Below are 16,679 nucleotides of genomic sequence, written 5' to 3' on the forward strand. Positions count from 1 at the left end.
CCTTGGCGGGTTCATTGTATCATGAGAGGGGTGATGATGCGAGGTAGATTATGGTGTGCGGTTTTTATGGCTATCATGATAGGTTCTGTTGCGCCAGCACATGAGAGAGATGTGTTCGAAGATATCATGAAGCCCAGTATTGTACGCTACTATAAAAATCAAAAAGTAATATTTTTATTTTTTCAAAAAATGGAAAATGGAAATTATTATGCCATCATAAAAACGAAACATTTACAAGAGTGTCTTACCTTAGATAAAACCGGCAAGATATTAAGTGTCATGGAAGATTTGAATGCACTTGATGAGGTAGAAGAGGGCTGTTAAATCAAGCTTACTCAAATACACATGCCTTATCTTCTATCTTCATAATTCGATCACAATACTCCAGCATCCGATCATCATGCGTGACCATGATAATAGCAACATCTTGTTGGGTGGCGATTTGTTTGAGCATTTTGACAACATCAACAGACCGTTGCATATCCAGAGCTGCTGTGGGTTCATCTGCTAGGATGATTTGTGGATTATTTGCTAATGCCCTCGCGATAGCAACACGTTGATTTTGTCCTCCTGAGAGTTGCGAAGGCATTGCTTTTTCTTTTTCTGCAATATCAAAATATTTTAAAAGCTCGCGTGCTTTTTCTTTTGTGATTTTTTCTTCAACCCCGTTGGCTTGCGGCACGAGCGTGATATTATCGATGATATTTAAAAAAGGTACTAAATAGTGTGCTTGAAATATAAAGCCGAGTTTTTCTCTTCGTATCTTTCGTGTCTCTTTGGTGAGCCATTTATCATGATAAACCAGTTCATCACCCAGCCATATTTTGCCACTATTGGGCTCTTCAAGGCAGCCAATCATCATCAAAAGTGTAGTTTTGCCTGCCCCACTAGGTGCGATGAGTGCGACCAATTCGCCTTTGTTAATCTCAAAAGAGGCCTCTTTGATGACATCAACAAAAGTGTCACCTTCTCCAAAATGTTTGTTGAGATTTTCTACTTTAATCGCTTGTTTGATGCCCATATTATCCTCCTATCGCAGCAGCGGGGTCTGCATTCATGACTTTTTTAATCCCGACAAATGAAGCTAGAATTGATGCCACAATCACAATAAAAAAGAGCATCCAGGCATCAGGGATTTCTAAAACAACGCGTTTTGGAAATTTTGCATAGATGAGATGTGAAAAGATATTGCCAAAAATAAATGCCAAAATACCCAAAATCAAAGCTTCTTGGATAATCATCTTAAGAATCATGCTATTGGGTAAACCAATCAGCTTCATGATAGAGATTTCTTTCATCTTCTCGAGCGTCATCGTGTATAAAATCAGCGCGATAATAATCGTGGAGACGATGATGAGGATGGCGGTAAACATCCCGATTTGTTTTGAAGATTTTTCGATGAGATTTTTAGTGAGTATGGTTTGTTGTTGATCTCTTGTGTAGACGCTTTTATGTTGCCACGTTCGGATACTTTGAGCGATTTCATCCACTCCATATCCTGGTTTTATCGTGGCGATGATTGCATTGACCATATGGGAGTCTTTGTTGATGATACCACGGGCACGGTCATTTTGAATCTCTTTATTAGAATATAAAAACTGTAATTCTTGTGCATCTTTTAAACTCAAATAAACAAGCAAATCTCCACTTGATGAGACGGTACCTGTGGTGATACCCACTACTTTGTACCAATTTCTTCCCAGTGGAATCTCATCTCCCAATTTAAAGCCAGTTTTATCCGTGACGACAATCTCATAATGGTCTCTTTTTAATCCTCTACCTGCGATGAGTTTGGATTCTTTTATAGGATTGATGCGTCCATAAGGGTCAAACCCCACCGCGGTGACACGGATTTTTTGGCCATGCTGTGGGAGTTGGATATTTTGAAAGGTGATGGCCTCACTTTTATCGATGCCTTGAAGTGCGGCAATGGTGTATTTTAAATCCTCATGAACACGAGAAGACTCAGCAAAAGGCCCTAGCGTATCTTGCTGTACAATCCAAAGATCAGCATTGATATCATCGAGTAAGACTTCTGCATCGACAATCATCCCGCGATACACGCCTATCATGATAAGGACAATACCCAATAACATTCCCACCCCCATTGCGGTGACGATAAACTTGCCGAATGTATGCTTGATATCTTCTTTGGCTAGATTAATCATTCTCTTATTTTCATCCCCTCTTGTAGTGGTTTTTTATTGGCCTCAGGCACGATGATTCTGGTTTGTTCATCAATATTTGAGAGTGCGATTTCATTCTCATTTTGTGCGATTTTATGAATCCTTTGAAAGGAGGCGTGTCCATCCTTTACAGTCCAAATACCCAGTGTTCCTTTGTAATTCACTAGCAAGTTCAAAGGGATTTTAAAAACATTCTCATAGCTTTTGACATGGATGGTAACCAGCGCTTGGGCATTGATATAAAAGGGTTCAGGAATCGTATCAAAGGCAACATCAATTTTGCGCTCTAGCGTCACCGCGTCACTTTGCGTTTCGATTCTGACCACTTTGCCCGAATAGGGATGATTGGGGTGCGATCTGAGGGCGATGGAAGCTTTTTGATTGGGCTTGATTTGTGCACTGATACGCTCATCAATATTGGTTTCAACCCACAAGGTTTTGGGATCGACGATTGTCAAAATGGCCGTGGTCGGAAGGACATCTTGTGCTTCTTGTGCCCCTTTGGATAATACCAATCCATCAACAGGGGCATACACTTTTAAGTTTTTGATTTTGATTTGTAGCGCTTCGACATTTTTTTGGGCTCGGAGTGCTTCTGCCTTGGAGGCTTTGATTTTAGCGCGTGCTGCTGTGATGGCCGCTTGGATACTTTGGAGATCACTTTGGGCTTTATCGTACTCCGCTTTGGTGACATAGCCTTGTTGATTAAGTGTTTGGTAGCGATCATAGGTTTTTTGGATCAATGTTTTTTGCGCTTGAGTATTTTTGAGCTCACTGTTGCTGGCTTGGATATCAAATGTTGCTTTTTGCAAACTGGCTTGTGCACTTTCAAGTTGTGCTTGTAACTCCTCACCATCCATCACAATGAGCACATCTCCTTTTTTGACCCATTGGCCTTCATCTGTGAGAATGGCTGTAATTTTGCCGCCGCTTTGTGCGGTAATGGGATAGATTTCTTTAGCGCTGACATTGCCGATACCATGGATACTCACATGCAAGGTGCCTTTTTGGGGAGAGACGATGGTAAAGGTATCTTTTGGAATATAGACTTTGGTGTAAAAAAGGATTCCAAATAGAGCGATTAGAATGATAGCGATGAGGTATTTGACCCATGTTTTCATAGTGTTTTTCCTTGTAAATATTCGATTCTATTGATGATATTGTGTTGTTCATAATGTGCTTCAATCAAGCCTAATTTAGCATTTAAATAAAGAGATATTGCATCTAACACTTCGATATAAGTGGACAAGCCCTCTTTGTATCTGGCTTCAATGAGCTGTTTGGTCTGGATGGATGCTTCGAGTTGAACTTTTTTGGAAGCTATGGTTGTATTGTAGCGTTTGAAATCGGTCAATAATTGTGCCAATTCTTGTTGTAGGGCTAGTTTTTTTGATTGATACGCTCTCTTTGAAATCTCTTGGCTGATTTTAGCCTGCTGAATCACAGCAGCCGTGCGTCCGCCACTGTAAAGTGGGATTTTAAAGCTGATGCCGACGATAGAATTATTGTAGCGGTACAATATGTCCTGGTGCGAATAGGATAGTGAGGCATCAATGGAGCCATAACGCGATGCTTTTGCTTCTTGATATAAATATTTATTTTTGTCTATCGTCTCTTTGATTTCTTGTAATTGTGGATTGTGCTCAAGCATTGAAGCGTTATTAAGATGCATTATCTCTTTGGTATTTTTGTAAATCATCGCATCCAGAGTGACATCTTTTTTAATCGGTTCGCCGATTAGGGTAGCCAACGCAATCCTTGCTTTTTCAAGATTGGCGTGTGCGATACTCAGGTTATCTTTGGCGTTATAAAAGGCGGAGAGAAATCGTGTCGTATCGGCTTTGGTTTTTATTCCTTGTTTGAGCAATGCTTTGGCTTGTTCATAAAGCTCTTTTTTGCTTTTCATATCTTGTTCTCGCACAAGAATAGCCTCTTTTTGTACGCGTATTTGTTCGTATTGCAATTTCACATAATAGACCAAAAGTGCCCTGGCATCTTTGAGTGAAAGTGCGGCGATATTTTCGCTTTTTTGTGCGGCTTTGATGGCAAAAGAGGTTTTAGAAAAATCCCAAATTTTTTGATTGATGTTCACCCCACCTTGCCAACCGCTTGCTTGCGTAGTATCAAACGCCCCATTTTGTGTCATGGTGAAGGTGTGCGTTGGGTCATATTCGGCATTGAGACTGATTTGCGGTCGATTATCTGCCTTAATGGCGTCTTTTGCATACCTGCTTTGTTCTACTTGCAAGATGAATTTTTTGATATCAGGATGGGTAGAGAGTGCTTTAGTGATGCATTCATGGAGGGTAAGAGATTGGGCATTTAAGGGACTAAGCATCACCAAAAACGCTATGAAAATAGTCATCGTTTTCATCAATATCCTTGCGATAAATCAATTTTATTTTGAGATTATGACATAGTATTGTTAGCGCATCGTTAAGATAAAAATACTCCCTTCATGATTGGATTGCACTTGGATTTGTATCTTCATCGCATAAGCGAGTCGTTTGACAATATCCAACCCAATCCCACTACTTTGCTTACCACTATAGGAGCGGTCGAAGATTTTTTCTGGTTCTTTGATGCCACTACCTCCATCTTGGATATACAGCGCATTATGGCTAACATAGATTTTGATATATCCGTGCTTTTTATTATATTTACACGCATTGGCGATAATGTTTTGCAAGATTTGTTTCATAGCTTTGGGATTGACTTTGGCCTCAAAAGAAGAAAATTCAATCTTAAAATTCAAGTGTGGGTAGAGCGGTTCTTGGATTTGTACAATCTCTTGCACAATAGGAAAGAGATTGGTTTTTTGCATCTGAAAGGTCTCTTCTTCGAGAAGAATCGTCAAATTTTCATGTAATTCTGAAATCGTTTGAACACTTTTATTTAATCGTTGTATTGCTTTATTCTCTTTTGCATCGAGCTGTTTTTCAAGTAATTTCATATTGAGTTTTATAGAAGTGACCGGTGTGTTGAGATCATGAATCAAATCTTTTGCAAATTTATCAAGGGTCGTGATACTTTTTTCAAGTGGTTTGAGCGCATTTTTGGCCAAGCGAAAACTAAGCAAGGCAAACAGTAACAATAAGATGATTTGAATAGTGATAATCTCTACTTTTAACTCCTTTAGATGACTCAGAAAGTGCGCTTTTGTTTTGGTGATTTTCAGATAATTTCCATATTGGTCCATCGGCACATATTTGATAAATGCATTTTGGGTTATCGTAAAATTTCGAATATCGATATATTCCCCTTTTTTATCGACATACGTATGATGAAAGGTATGGTCAAAGGAATCCGAATTGTCCATGATTTTGATATGTCGCGCATAATCGATGATAGAAAACTCTTCTGCTTTTAAAAATTGATTTTTCATCTCAATAAAGTAAAAAGACCCTGCCATCAAGATTAAAATAGCGACACTAAGAAAGTAGATGAGAAAAAATTTTAAAAATGCACTTTTTTCATGATGTGCCAAGACGATATCCTATCCCTTTGATGGTGGTAATGGGTAATCCAATATTGCGCAGTTTATTGATATGCACCCGAAGGGCTCCTTCGCTCATCTCTTTGCCGCTGCTCAGTGCTTCTAGTAAGTATTCTTTTAGGAGGGTTTTATTGAGATTTTGAAACAATAATCGTGTGATATGTAACTCATAAGGGGGCAAAGGGATAAAATCGGCATCTTTGTAGAGTTCATCCTTTTCGATGACAAAACGAAAACGGTCGATTTTGATTTCATTGGCATAGGTATGATAGCGTTTTTTGATTAGTGCTTTGATGCGGATTAACAGCTCATTGAAATCAAAGGGCTTTTTGATATAATCATCCGCTCCGACATCAAAACCTTGCGACAACGATGCGACATCGCTCAGAGCGGTGATAAAGATAGCAGGCGTCATATCCCCACTGTGTCGTAGTTCACTCAGAAGTTCAAAGCCATTGAGAAAGGGAACATTGACATCGAGTAATAATAAATCAAAGTGCTTAACAAATGTGGCATCAAGCGCTTTTTCTCCATCATTGACATGAACGACTTCAAAATTTTCACTCTCTAAGAGTTCTATTAAGGTTTCGGATAAGACATCATCATCTTCTAATAATAATATTTTTGACATAAGTGAGTATAGTAAAAACTACGTTAACGTATCGTTAATAAAAATTAAAACGTGATAAATTTATTTATAGTGGCTTAAGTTTGTTTGGATTATAATTAACCAACTGGTTAGTTAATAAGGAGCGTTTCAGATGGCAAAAAAAACAAGGAATACGACGGTTTCTAAGAAGCTTATTTTGGAAAATGCCATAAAACTTTTCTCTACTAAAGGCTATGGGTCAAGTTCAATGGAAGAATTAGCCACCATGTGCGGCTTAAACAAAGCGATGATTTTTTACTATTTTAAGAACAAACAAGGGTTGTATGATGCGGTCATTGAGATGGTAATCGATGAAATCTACCAAACCGTACATCATGATGAAGAAAAAGTGCAAGACCCTATGGCTGAGCTTGAGTATTTTATCAAAACGTACGCCTCTTTTGCCTGTGTGCATCCCTATTTACCGGCACTATTGCTTAGAGAGTTGAGTGCTAGTGGTGCGGCGATTTCAGAAAAACTATTTTTTAAAATGAGAAAATTATTTGTGCATTTTAGTGATATTTTGAGGCGGGGAGAAGAAGAAGGGATATTTAAAGATGCCATCCCTATGGTGTTGTATTTTATGGTTCTTGGGACGATTAATCTCATCATCACGACCAAACCGCTGAGAATAAAAGCACAGGAAATCGAAGGCATTGATACCTGTGCCCAATGCGATATTAATGATATGTCTGAGTATTTAGTAAAAAAAATAAAAAAAATGTTAAAGGAGTAGCCATGAAGAGATTCTTTCTCCTGCTTTTTGTCGTGGCAGTGATAGATTTGCAAGCTGTGACCATGTCGGATTTGTTTCATGCTATCAAGCAACAACCCTCCAGCCAACTCGATAGTATTCGCACCAAAATGGCTCAAATAGGCAAAGATCAGGTGCGTGCCAACTATTTTCCAGTCGTGAATGGATTTGCAGCGTACACACACTACAATTCGCCCACGAATATGAAACCGCTCGATCCTCTCAATGCCGCAAAATTGATGGGTGACAATAAATCGATTCCCTTTGCTAAAACCATCCAAAAATTTGGAGTGCATCTCAGTGTGCCACTTTTTGTCAAAGAGTTGAGTGATTTAAGCCACAAAGCAGCCTATCTGTTAAAAAGTGCCAAATTAAGAAAAAAACTAAATTTTTATCAAAATGAAGCGTTAGTCTTAGGGGCCAATGCCAATTTACAATATTTACAAAATCTCACACAAGCTCTAGAGGCGACTAAGCGATCGTTAATGAGCACCAAAAAGACGCTTGAAGTTTCTGTCAATTCCGGACGAACGCCTGCGATTGCCCTCGATAAGCTTGATGAAAAACTCAATCAACTTGATATTGCTCTTAATAATGTCGCCATCAAAAGTTTACAAATCCGAGGAAGTATCGAAAATCTCACCGGGATAACACTCAAAGATGCCGTACCGATGGAATCGATTGCAACGGTACAAAAGCATGAACTCTATGCGCTCAAACCTTTGCAAGAAGCCATTCATGCATCGCAAAGTGATTTAAAAGCAGCCCAAGCAAAACGTTACTATCCAAAGGTCACCCTAAGCGGTTTGTGGAGTGAAAATTATGCGCCTCATGATGTTTTCAAAAACGATAGCGTGCATACTGGCTATGGATATTACGAATTGGGAGTTTCATTGCCACTGTACAATAAAAACGGAGATGTTGCTGTGGAGATGAAGCAGGTTGCTATTTTAAAAGAGAAGATGCAATTAGCTAAAACTAAAAATGCGTTGCAGATTGAAGCAAAAGAGTTAGAAAACAATTTGGTATTACTCAAACGCTCCCAAAAGCTCAATCGTCTCAATATCCAAAAACGCAAAGCCCTATTGCAGTATGCCAAAGTAGCCTACCAAGAGGGACGGATGATTGAAGAAGATTATCTCAATTATGAGGACAAACTACTGAGTGCGAAAGCGAGTTATTTTGAAACGATTTCTCAAGAGTGGCAAAGCAGAGCAAAACTTGCAGTGCTTTATGGAAATGATTTAAAAGGAATAGTCAGATGAAAAAGTTATTAAGATATGGAATCATATTGGTGGTGATTGCCATCATTGTAGTGCTTGGCATGCGTGTGATTAAGGCAAAACGAGCGGATGAGGCCAAGTTGCCCCTTGCTGTGAATTATGATATGCTAATCAAAACAATTTCTCCCACGCCCAAAGAGGTCACTTTGAGTTTGCCGTATTTAGCCTTGACAAAAAGCAATGATGATGTCAAGATTAGTTCTCGCATCAGCGGTCGGATTCAATCAATCGTCAAAAGCGGCAGCATTGTCAAAAAAGGTGATACCATCCTGAAAATCGACGATCAAGAGTTAAAGACCCAGCGCAAAAGTATTAATTTAAATATTGACACCTTGAAATCTCAATACCACGCAAAAAAAGTAGCATTAAAAAATCTTGAAGAGTCACACCAAAGAACTCAAAAACTTTTAGCCGTTAAAGGGGCATCAAAAGAGGCTTTTGACAAAGAAGTGAGCAATATTGTGGCAACAAAATCTGCACTTGATGCTCTCAAATTTAAAATTCAAGAGTTACAATCTAGTCGGGCATCAATCGATAACATGCTCTCTTATGCGACGATAAAATCGCCCATTGATGGTATCGTGACCAAGTTAGCCAACATCGGTGATGTGGCATTTATGGGAAAACCGTTGATTAGTATCAGTGCGAAATCTAGTAGTTATCTGTTGGTGCGTTTACCCAGTGATATTAAGCCAAAGGCGATTATTTACAATAAAAAGAGTTATCCGCTTAGTGCATTAAACACGACGGACAATGGACTATTAGAGTATTTGGCCAATATTGATGCGCATGTTGTGAGTAATCAAAGTGTGAATATCGATGTGGTTATCTTTCATGATAAAGGCATACTACTGCCTCATGATGCGATTTTAAATCGCAACGGTCACAGTGCGGTTTTAGTATTAAAAAATCACAAAGCCATCGCCAAAAACGTCATGATTTTAGCCAATGGTGAACAGGGTGTCATCGTCGATGGAGTACATCATGATGAGAAAATTATCGTAGCCAAACAAGATATCTTGCTGAAGCTTTTAGGCGGTGTGAACGCACGAGCAGAAAAATAAAGGATTTATGATGATATTTGAATATTTTTATAAAAGACCGTATCTGCTTTATAGCATCATTTTTGGTTTTTTTATTATGGGTATCGTAGGGCTGGCCACTTTGCCAAAAAATCTCTTCCCTGATGCCAATCCTGCCAAGATTGTTGTCATCACCAAAGTACCCGGTGCGACAGCAAAAGTAGTGGCAAGTACGGTTTCAAAACCTATCGAAGAGGAACTCTCGCGCTTAGGTGAAGTGAGTGATGTGAGCAGTGTCAATGTGGCGAATATGTCTGTTGTGAGTGTGGAATTTGGATACAAAAAGAGTCTCAATAATGCCGCCGTTGAAGTAGCCAATGCCCTCAATATCGCCAAAGCTAAAATTCCATCGGGTTTAAATCCTGCCATTTATGAAGCAGGAGATTTTACGCTTCCTGTCGATGTGATTGCGCTGAGTCCCAAAAATAAATCCATCACACTGGGTGAAATTAGAAAGATTGCCGATAGTTTTATAAAACCACGTCTTTTAAGCAACGAAAAAATTGGTAATGTTGAGGTGTTTGGTGGATATGAGAGTGCTATTAATGTGGAAATCGACCCTTTTAAAGCTAAAAAATATGGCGTTGATTTTGCGACTATTGCGAAAGTAATCGCCGCACAAAACAAAGATATCCCCGTAGGTTTTATCAAAGGCAATGATAGTTTTTATACGGTGACCATTTATGGTGAAAAAGATAATGTTTTAAATTTAGAAAATCTTCTCATTAAACCTAATGTGAGATTAAAAGATATTGCGACGGTCAAATGGGGACATCAAAAACGAACCAGCGGTTATATCGGAAATGGTAAGCAAGCAATCGCACTGGCGATTCAAAGAGCACCCGGTGGTAGTGTGCTTGATGTGAGCAAAGCCGCACGGGCACAGATGGCTAAACTTGAAGTCAAATATCCTAATATTAACTTTGAAATCAGTGATACCCAAAGAGATTTGATTGAACAAGCCAATAGCAATATGCTCGATGCCCTCAAAGATGCAGTGATTTATACTTTGCTTGTGATTATGCTATTTTTGGGTAATTTTAGAGCTATCATTGCAGCGGGTCTTTCGATTCCGATGGTATTTTTCTCCACCATTGCTGTTATTTGGTTGATGGGAGGAGAGTTAAATATCGTGATTTATACTGCGATTATTTTAGCCCTAGGGATGCTCACCGATGATGCGGTGGTAGTGTTAGAAAATATCGAGCGGCATTTGGTTGAGGGGAAGGAAAACCTGCAAGAGGCCATCAAACATGGAACCAAAGAGGTTTTAAGCCCCGTCTTTGCAGGAACCTTTGCTACGGTGGCGATTATGTTTCCTTTGATGTTTGTAGGGGGATATCCTCAAAAGATATTTAAACCTTTGATTGAGACCTTAATCATCGCCTTGATTATCAGCTACTTTTTATCCATCACTTTTATCCCGCTATTATCGGCGTGGCTGTACAAAAATGGCACCAAAAAGACAAAAATTGAGAATGCATTTGAGTGGTTTTATCAACACAGTGTTGGAAAGTTGGTCAAGCCCTATGAAGGCATTATAAAATTCTCAAACAATGGTTGGAAAATCGCACGGCGTGTGATTTTGACGATGGGTGTGGTGATGTTTTTAGTCTTTAGTATGAAAAATATTATGCCAACAATCGGGAAAGATGCGATGCCTCCGATGGATACGGGTATCTTAAAAGCTCAAATCACCTTTAGTGCTAATAGCACCGTCGATGATGCTGAAAGCAAGCTCACTCCTTTTCTCAAATGGCTCAATAAACAACCCTGGAATATTCGCAGTTCCATCGCTTTTGGGACAGAACCGGGTGTGTTGAGCTTAGGAAGTGGGAATCTTCCAACTGAGGCGACCATCACCATCAATGCCATCAACCGCTTTGATCGTAAAAAGACACTGTGGGATCTTGAAAACAGTGTGAGAAAACAACTCTCATTAATCCCAGGAATCAAGAGAAATGATGTGTTTGATTTTGGTGCGACACCACTCTCAAGCATCAAAGCAACCGTGGATACAAGAATCACAGCTCCAACACTCGATGGTATGGCGCCGTATTCTAAAAAAGTAGCGGGGGCCCTCAAACAGGTTCGAGGATTGACCTCAGTGTCGACAAGTTGGGGTAAAGATTTTACCGAATACATCATTGATGTGAATCGCAACAAAGCCTTGCGCTATGGTATTACGCCGTTAAATGTTGCCATGCAAATTCCAATCAAAGGCGAAATCGTCTCATTTGATGCCAACTTAGAATCGATGAATACGCAGTTTGTGAGACTCTATCTCAAAGATCGCTTTACCAAAAATCTTGAGACATTAAAATTATTGCCGATTACAACAAAATTTGGCAATATTCCGCTTTCTCAAATAGCGACGATTAAAAAAAGTTTGACCTATGCAAAGATTGAGCGCGATAAGATGCAATACGCTCTTGATGTCAATGGATACCGCGCTAAAAGACCGGTGACACATCTCACCGATGATACTGTCACCGCACTAAAAAGTGTCAAATCTGATGCCTTCACTCTGACACAAACGGGAACCATTGCCACGATTAATGATAGTTTTAATCGTATGTTTAAAGCCATCGGTTTGGGTGTCGTGTTGTTGATTATTAGTTTGATAGCGATTTATCGATCGATTCGTATGGCTTTAATCATGATACTCGTATTGCCCCTCTCTTTGATAGGTGCTTCATGGGGAATGCTGCTATTTGATAAGCCAAGTTGTATGCCAAGTTTGCTGGGAATCTTACTGCTTTTTGGGATTATCATCAAAAATGCGGTCTTGCTCATCGACTTTTATCAAGCCAATAAAGCCAAGGGAGAGAGTCCTTTTCAAAGTGCGATTGATAGTGTTACTGTGCGATTTCGTCCGGTTATGATGACTGCTTTTGGTACGATTGCGGGGATGATTCCGATTGCGTTAGAGCAAGCAGTAGGCTTAGAGCGGTTGAGTCCTCTAGCAGATGTAGCGATTGGAGGACTTTTGATTGGGACATTGTTGACACTGATTTATGTACCAATATATGCTTATATATTTGATAATAAAAAATCAAAAAAGGAGTAAGAGATGAATGAAACAGAAAAAGGAGTCGCCGCATTGAAAGATGAGATTCGAGCGGAAATCCGAGGCATTTATAAGTTAAATATGACCTTTGAAGGTTGGAGTGTGCCGGAGATGGATGCGGCGAAGGCCAAAGAGAGAATTTTAGCAGTGATGCAAGAAGCATTGGATGAATTAAAAGAAGAAAATCAATAAAAGGAAACAATACCGTGGATGATATAATAAAAGAAGTAACCCCCAAAAATATGAAAGATATTCGGGTGGATGTTGAGGAATTTATCACTTTATACAATGAACAAAAAGCAGAACTCATTGATATCAGAATGGAGACAGAAACTCAAGTATGGCAAGTAAATTTTGGCTTAAAAATCCCAGCACATGAGCTCCCCAATCGATTGGATGAATTACCCAAAGACAAAGAGCTTGTCGTCGCATGTCCACATAATGACCGCTCCAATATGGCACGATTTTATCTGGCTTCCAAAGGTTTCAAAGTGCGTTATTTGACAGAAGGATTGCTAGGATTAATGAGCCGATTAAAAGGCGGCAAGGCTAAAGATATAGCTGTGCATTAAATGATGTATGAATATCTATTATATTTTGGTGTGACACTTTTTTTCTCCACCTTTTTTGCTATGGGTGGAGTGGGTAGTGCTGTGGCGTTAGTGTCCGTATTTCCAATGCTGGGGCAGAGTTTTGAACTCTCCCGAGCTTTGGCCCTTTTTGTCAATACCTCCTCAACACTGAGTGCGAGCGTGATGAATTTCTATCGCGGGGTATTAGATTTTAAATTTGTACTGCCGTTGGTACTCTCTATTTTGATTTTTACCCCTATTGGCGCCTATTTTTCTCAATATGTTGATCATAAGATTTTGATGTGGATGCTGATAGTTTTTTTATTAGTGAGTGCGACGTTGATGCTCTTTTATAAAAAAGAGGCCAAAGCACAATATACCAAACGTTGGATTTTATACCTTCTTGGTGCCGTTGTTGGTACGATTTCTGGGATGTTAGGGGTTGGTGGTGGTGCCTTGTTGATGTCCCTTTTGATACTGCTTGGTTTTGATGCGAAAAAAGCAGCCTATGGGGTGAGCTTTATCATTCCCTTTTCTTCTTTTGGTGCTTTTGTGACCTATTTGCAATTTGTCAAGATGGATTGGATTCTCCTAGCCGATGTGACGGTGGCTGCATTAATAGGAGGCTATTTGGGTGAAAAAATTATGCATTTCAAACTTTCACAATCTCAAATCAAAAAGTTAATCGGATTGGTACTTTATTTGATTGCGACCAAAATGATTTTAAAATTAGTGACATCATGATGCCCATCTGGTTCTAAAAATCGCTATAATATGCCAAATTTTTGAAAATTACAAAATAGGAGTAACGCGATGGACCAAGTAATACGTGAAGTGATGCCAAAAAATATGGCAAAAATTCGTATTGATGTGGAGGAGTTTATCACACTTTTTAATGAAAAAAAGATTGAAGTTATTGATATTAGAATTCCCAAAGAGACAGCAATCTGGCAGATGAACTTTGGGCTTAAAATCCCTGCACACGAGCTTCCTGACCATTTAGATACATTGCCAAGAGACAAAGAGTTGATTATCGTTTGTCCTTATACCGACCGCTCTAATATGGCACGATTTTATCTGGCATCCAAAGGTTTTAAAGTACGCTATCTTTATCCTGGATTGATGGCCTTGATGGATCGCCTCAAAGGGGGATTAAGCAACGATTTGATTCTATCATGAGCTTTCATAGAGCCTATATTGAAATTACCAATATTTGTGGACTTCAATGTACTTTTTGCCCTACTAAAACAAAACCTACGTGTACCATGGATTTGGATTTTTTCACCCAAGTACTCCGCGAGGTGCGCCCCTATACTAAAGAGGTAGCCTTGCATGTCTTTGGTGACCCCTTGGCGCTTTCAAATCTCAATGATTATCTTGATATCGCTCAAAGTTTGGGGATTAAAGTGATGATTACAACCAGTGGCTTATTTCTCAAAAATCACAAAGATTTGTGTCATCCAAGCATCCGACAAATCAATATCTCACTCAATAGTTACAATAAAAATACCATGCGCTGTACTTTTGAGGAGTATATGGCTGAGGTGCTAAGGGTATGCCAATCGCGTGTTGATGAGGAAGTTTTTATCAATCTGAGATTGTGGAATTTGGATAAATTAAACAGTGAAGATGCCTATAACAAGAGGGTACTCTCTCTTTTGTCTGAGTATTTTCATGTTAAAATAGATGATAATATTATGCAAAATCCTCCCAAAACACTGCGTTTAGCCAAGAAGATTTTGGTACATTTTGATCATTACTTTGAATGGCCAAGTCTGAATAATCCTCATTATGGCGATGGATTTTGTCACGGTCTGAGTGCGCAACTTGCGATTTTAGCAGATGGTACAGTGGTGCCTTGTTGTTTAGATGGTGAGGGGGTGATTCATTTGGGAAATTTGCATCATGATAGATTAAAAACCATACTCAATGCTCCAAGAGCACAAGCGATTATCGAAGGATTTGCCAATCACAAAGCCGTCGAATCGCTGTGTCAAAAATGCTCATTTAAAGCCCGATTTAATAATCCCTAGCTACTTTATACGTCGGATTATCTACCTCATGAGTGCAAAATCGACCCGCATTTTGCAAGGCTTCGATGCAGTCATCACTGAGGTGGCGGAGTTTGAGGCTTTTGCCAAGTTCCGTGTATTTTTTCGTGACCTTATCAATCGCTTCCACGCCGCTTGAATCCATCACGCGGGTATTGGTAAAGTCAATAACGACATTTTGTGGATCTTGTTTGGCATCAAAGATATCATTGCTAAATTGCGTGGCGGAACCAAAAAAGAGGGGACCGTTTAATTCATACACTTTGGTGCCATCTGCTTCTATTCGTGTACGTTTGGTGAGTTTGGCTTGTTGATAAGCAAAGACAAGTGCTGAGATGACGACACCTGAGAGTACGGCGATTGCAAGATCAAAAAAGATAGTAATAATCGTCACAGTGATGAGAATAAAGGCATCGGCTTTGTGCATTTTCTGAAGTCGTGCGACACTCGCCCACTCGAAAGTCTCGATGGAAACCATAAACATAATCCCCACAAGTACGGCGATAGGAATGGTTCCGATGATAGATGAGAGTTGTACGACAAAGGTGATGAGCAAAATCGCCGCGGTGGCACTGGAGAGTCTTGTGAGACCGCCTGAGGTGAAGTTGATAATCGATTGCCCAATCATCGCACATCCTGCCATCCCGCCAAAGAGACCACAGGTGGCATTGCCAATTCCTTGTGCGACGCACTCTTTGTTACCACTTCCTCGCTTTTCACTCATCTCATCAAGTACGGAGAGGGTAAGCAGGGATTCGATTAATCCAACCAAAGCCAAGATCACCGAATAGGGCAAAATCGTTATCAAAGTATCAAGGTTAAGAGGGGCATTAGGGAGCGCAAATTTTGGCAACCCACCACTAATATTACCCAAATCGGCTACAGTTTTTGTCTCAATCCCTGAAAAATAGACGACTAAGGTTAAAATCACGATGGCGACCAAACCGCCTGGGATGGCTTTGGTGTATTTGGGTAAAAAATACATAATCAGCATCGTGGTGAGGACTAAAAGGTACATACTCTCATGTGCTTCTTTGAAAAATCGAAATTGACTCATCGCAATGACCACGGCCAGTCCATTGACAAAACCAAATATTGCAGGTTGTGGTACAAAACGGATTAATTTTCCCAATCTCGCCAACCCGATTGTCATCTGAATCAGTCCGGTTAATATGGTCGCCCATAAGACATACTGTAAGCCATGACTTTGGGCCAAGGAAGCAAGGACGACGACCATAGAACCTGTTGCACCACTAATCATACCCGGTTTCCCGCCGATGAGTGCGGTGATAAGTCCTAGGATAAAAGCGGTATAAAGTCCCACAAGTGGACTAAAATTTGCTACTAACGAAAAGGCAATAGCCTCAGGTATGAGTGCGACAGCAACAACGGAGCCTGAAAGCAGGTCATTTTTGGTATTAGATACGTCATAATTTTTGAGTGTAAACATCAATGGGTTCCTACTTTTTGTAATGAATTTTGTTATAAATATGAATCGAATGCTTGAAGTTCGCTTTAAGAGTCATTTAAAAATGC

Annotated in this window: 17 protein-coding genes; 10 read left to right on the forward strand and 7 right to left on the reverse strand. The window is 39.7% G+C overall.

What is annotated here, in order from left to right; all coding sequences use genetic code 11:
- Positions 1-36 precede the first annotated feature (36 nt).
- Positions 37-324, forward strand: coding sequence for a hypothetical protein (locus SFB89_RS01105; protein ID WP_331775110.1), 288 nt, complete (start codon positions 37-39; stop codon positions 322-324).
- 7 nt (positions 325-331) lie between these two features.
- Here the strand turns inward: SFB89_RS01105 and SFB89_RS01110 are convergent, their stop codons facing one another.
- The 6 genes from SFB89_RS01110 to SFB89_RS01135 are packed head-to-tail and all read right to left on the reverse strand — an operon-like array spanning position 332 to position 6,313.
- Complete coding sequence (locus tag SFB89_RS01110) at positions 332-1,021, reverse strand: ABC transporter ATP-binding protein (protein ID WP_331775111.1); 690 nt, start codon at positions 1,019-1,021, stop codon at positions 332-334.
- A gap of 1 nt (position 1,022) precedes the next feature.
- Positions 1,023-2,168, reverse strand: coding sequence for an ABC transporter permease (locus SFB89_RS01115; RefSeq protein ID WP_331775112.1), 1,146 nt, complete (start codon positions 2,166-2,168; stop codon positions 1,023-1,025).
- On the reverse strand, positions 2,165-3,307 hold the full coding sequence (locus SFB89_RS01120) for an efflux RND transporter periplasmic adaptor subunit (RefSeq protein WP_331775113.1): 1,143 nt from the start codon (positions 3,305-3,307) through the stop codon (positions 2,165-2,167). Before SFB89_RS01120 ends, SFB89_RS01115 begins: the two co-directional genes overlap by 4 nt.
- The gene (locus SFB89_RS01125; RefSeq protein ID WP_331775114.1) at positions 3,304-4,560 is read right to left on the reverse strand and encodes a TolC family protein; all 1,257 of its coding nucleotides are present in this window, start codon (positions 4,558-4,560) and stop codon (positions 3,304-3,306) included. Before SFB89_RS01125 ends, SFB89_RS01120 begins: the two co-directional genes overlap by 4 nt.
- Before the next feature lie 51 nt (positions 4,561-4,611).
- Entirely contained in the window at positions 4,612-5,673 is a 1,062-nt protein-coding gene (locus SFB89_RS01130; protein WP_331775115.1) for a sensor histidine kinase, read from the reverse strand.
- Positions 5,660-6,313, reverse strand: coding sequence for a response regulator transcription factor (locus SFB89_RS01135; protein ID WP_331775116.1), 654 nt, complete (start codon positions 6,311-6,313; stop codon positions 5,660-5,662). Before SFB89_RS01135 ends, SFB89_RS01130 begins: the two co-directional genes overlap by 14 nt.
- Before the next feature lie 130 nt (positions 6,314-6,443).
- Here SFB89_RS01135 and SFB89_RS01140 point away from each other — a divergent pair, with 130 nt between their 5' ends.
- The 9 genes from SFB89_RS01140 (at position 6,444) to SFB89_RS01180 (ending at position 15,125) form a co-directional block, all read left to right on the forward strand.
- Positions 6,444-7,067 carry a TetR/AcrR family transcriptional regulator gene (locus SFB89_RS01140; protein ID WP_331775117.1) on the forward strand — a complete coding sequence of 208 codons (624 nt, stop codon included), beginning with the start codon at positions 6,444-6,446 and terminating at the stop codon, positions 7,065-7,067.
- 2 nt (positions 7,068-7,069) lie between these two features.
- A complete protein-coding gene (locus tag SFB89_RS01145) occupies positions 7,070-8,350 on the forward strand; it encodes a TolC family protein (protein ID WP_331775118.1) in 1,281 nt (426 codons plus the stop codon).
- Positions 8,347-9,432, forward strand: coding sequence for an efflux RND transporter periplasmic adaptor subunit (locus tag SFB89_RS01150; protein WP_331775119.1), 1,086 nt, complete (start codon positions 8,347-8,349; stop codon positions 9,430-9,432). The genes SFB89_RS01145 and SFB89_RS01150 overlap by 4 nt, the downstream gene beginning before the upstream one ends.
- A 10-nt stretch (positions 9,433-9,442) precedes the next feature.
- Entirely contained in the window at positions 9,443-12,520 is a 3,078-nt protein-coding gene (locus SFB89_RS01155) for an efflux RND transporter permease subunit (RefSeq protein ID WP_331775120.1), read from the forward strand.
- Between the two features lie 3 nt (positions 12,521-12,523).
- A complete protein-coding gene (locus SFB89_RS01160; RefSeq protein WP_331775121.1) occupies positions 12,524-12,712 on the forward strand; it encodes a hypothetical protein in 189 nt (62 codons plus the stop codon).
- Positions 12,713-12,726: 14 nt separating this feature from the next.
- Positions 12,727-13,092: a rhodanese-like domain-containing protein gene (locus tag SFB89_RS01165; RefSeq protein WP_331775122.1), complete on the forward strand. Its 366-nt coding sequence runs from the start codon at positions 12,727-12,729 to the stop codon at positions 13,090-13,092.
- The gene (locus tag SFB89_RS01170) at positions 13,093-13,836 is read left to right on the forward strand and encodes a sulfite exporter TauE/SafE family protein (protein ID WP_331775123.1); all 744 of its coding nucleotides are present in this window, start codon (positions 13,093-13,095) and stop codon (positions 13,834-13,836) included.
- A gap of 69 nt (positions 13,837-13,905) precedes the next feature.
- Positions 13,906-14,271, forward strand: coding sequence for a rhodanese-like domain-containing protein (locus SFB89_RS01175; protein WP_331775124.1), 366 nt, complete (start codon positions 13,906-13,908; stop codon positions 14,269-14,271).
- Positions 14,268-15,125: a radical SAM/SPASM domain-containing protein gene (locus SFB89_RS01180; RefSeq protein WP_331775125.1), complete on the forward strand. Its 858-nt coding sequence runs from the start codon at positions 14,268-14,270 to the stop codon at positions 15,123-15,125. Before SFB89_RS01175 ends, SFB89_RS01180 begins: the two co-directional genes overlap by 4 nt.
- Here the strand turns inward: SFB89_RS01180 and SFB89_RS01185 are convergent.
- Positions 15,112-16,593, reverse strand: coding sequence for a SulP family inorganic anion transporter (locus SFB89_RS01185; protein WP_331775126.1), 1,482 nt, complete (start codon positions 16,591-16,593; stop codon positions 15,112-15,114). The two genes, SFB89_RS01180 and SFB89_RS01185, sit on opposite strands and share 14 nt — an antisense overlap.
- Positions 16,594-16,679: the final 86 nt, after the last annotated feature.

Source organism: Sulfurospirillum sp. 1612, assembly GCF_036556685.1.
Taxonomy (GTDB): Bacteria; Campylobacterota; Campylobacteria; order Campylobacterales; family Sulfurospirillaceae; genus JAADIZ01.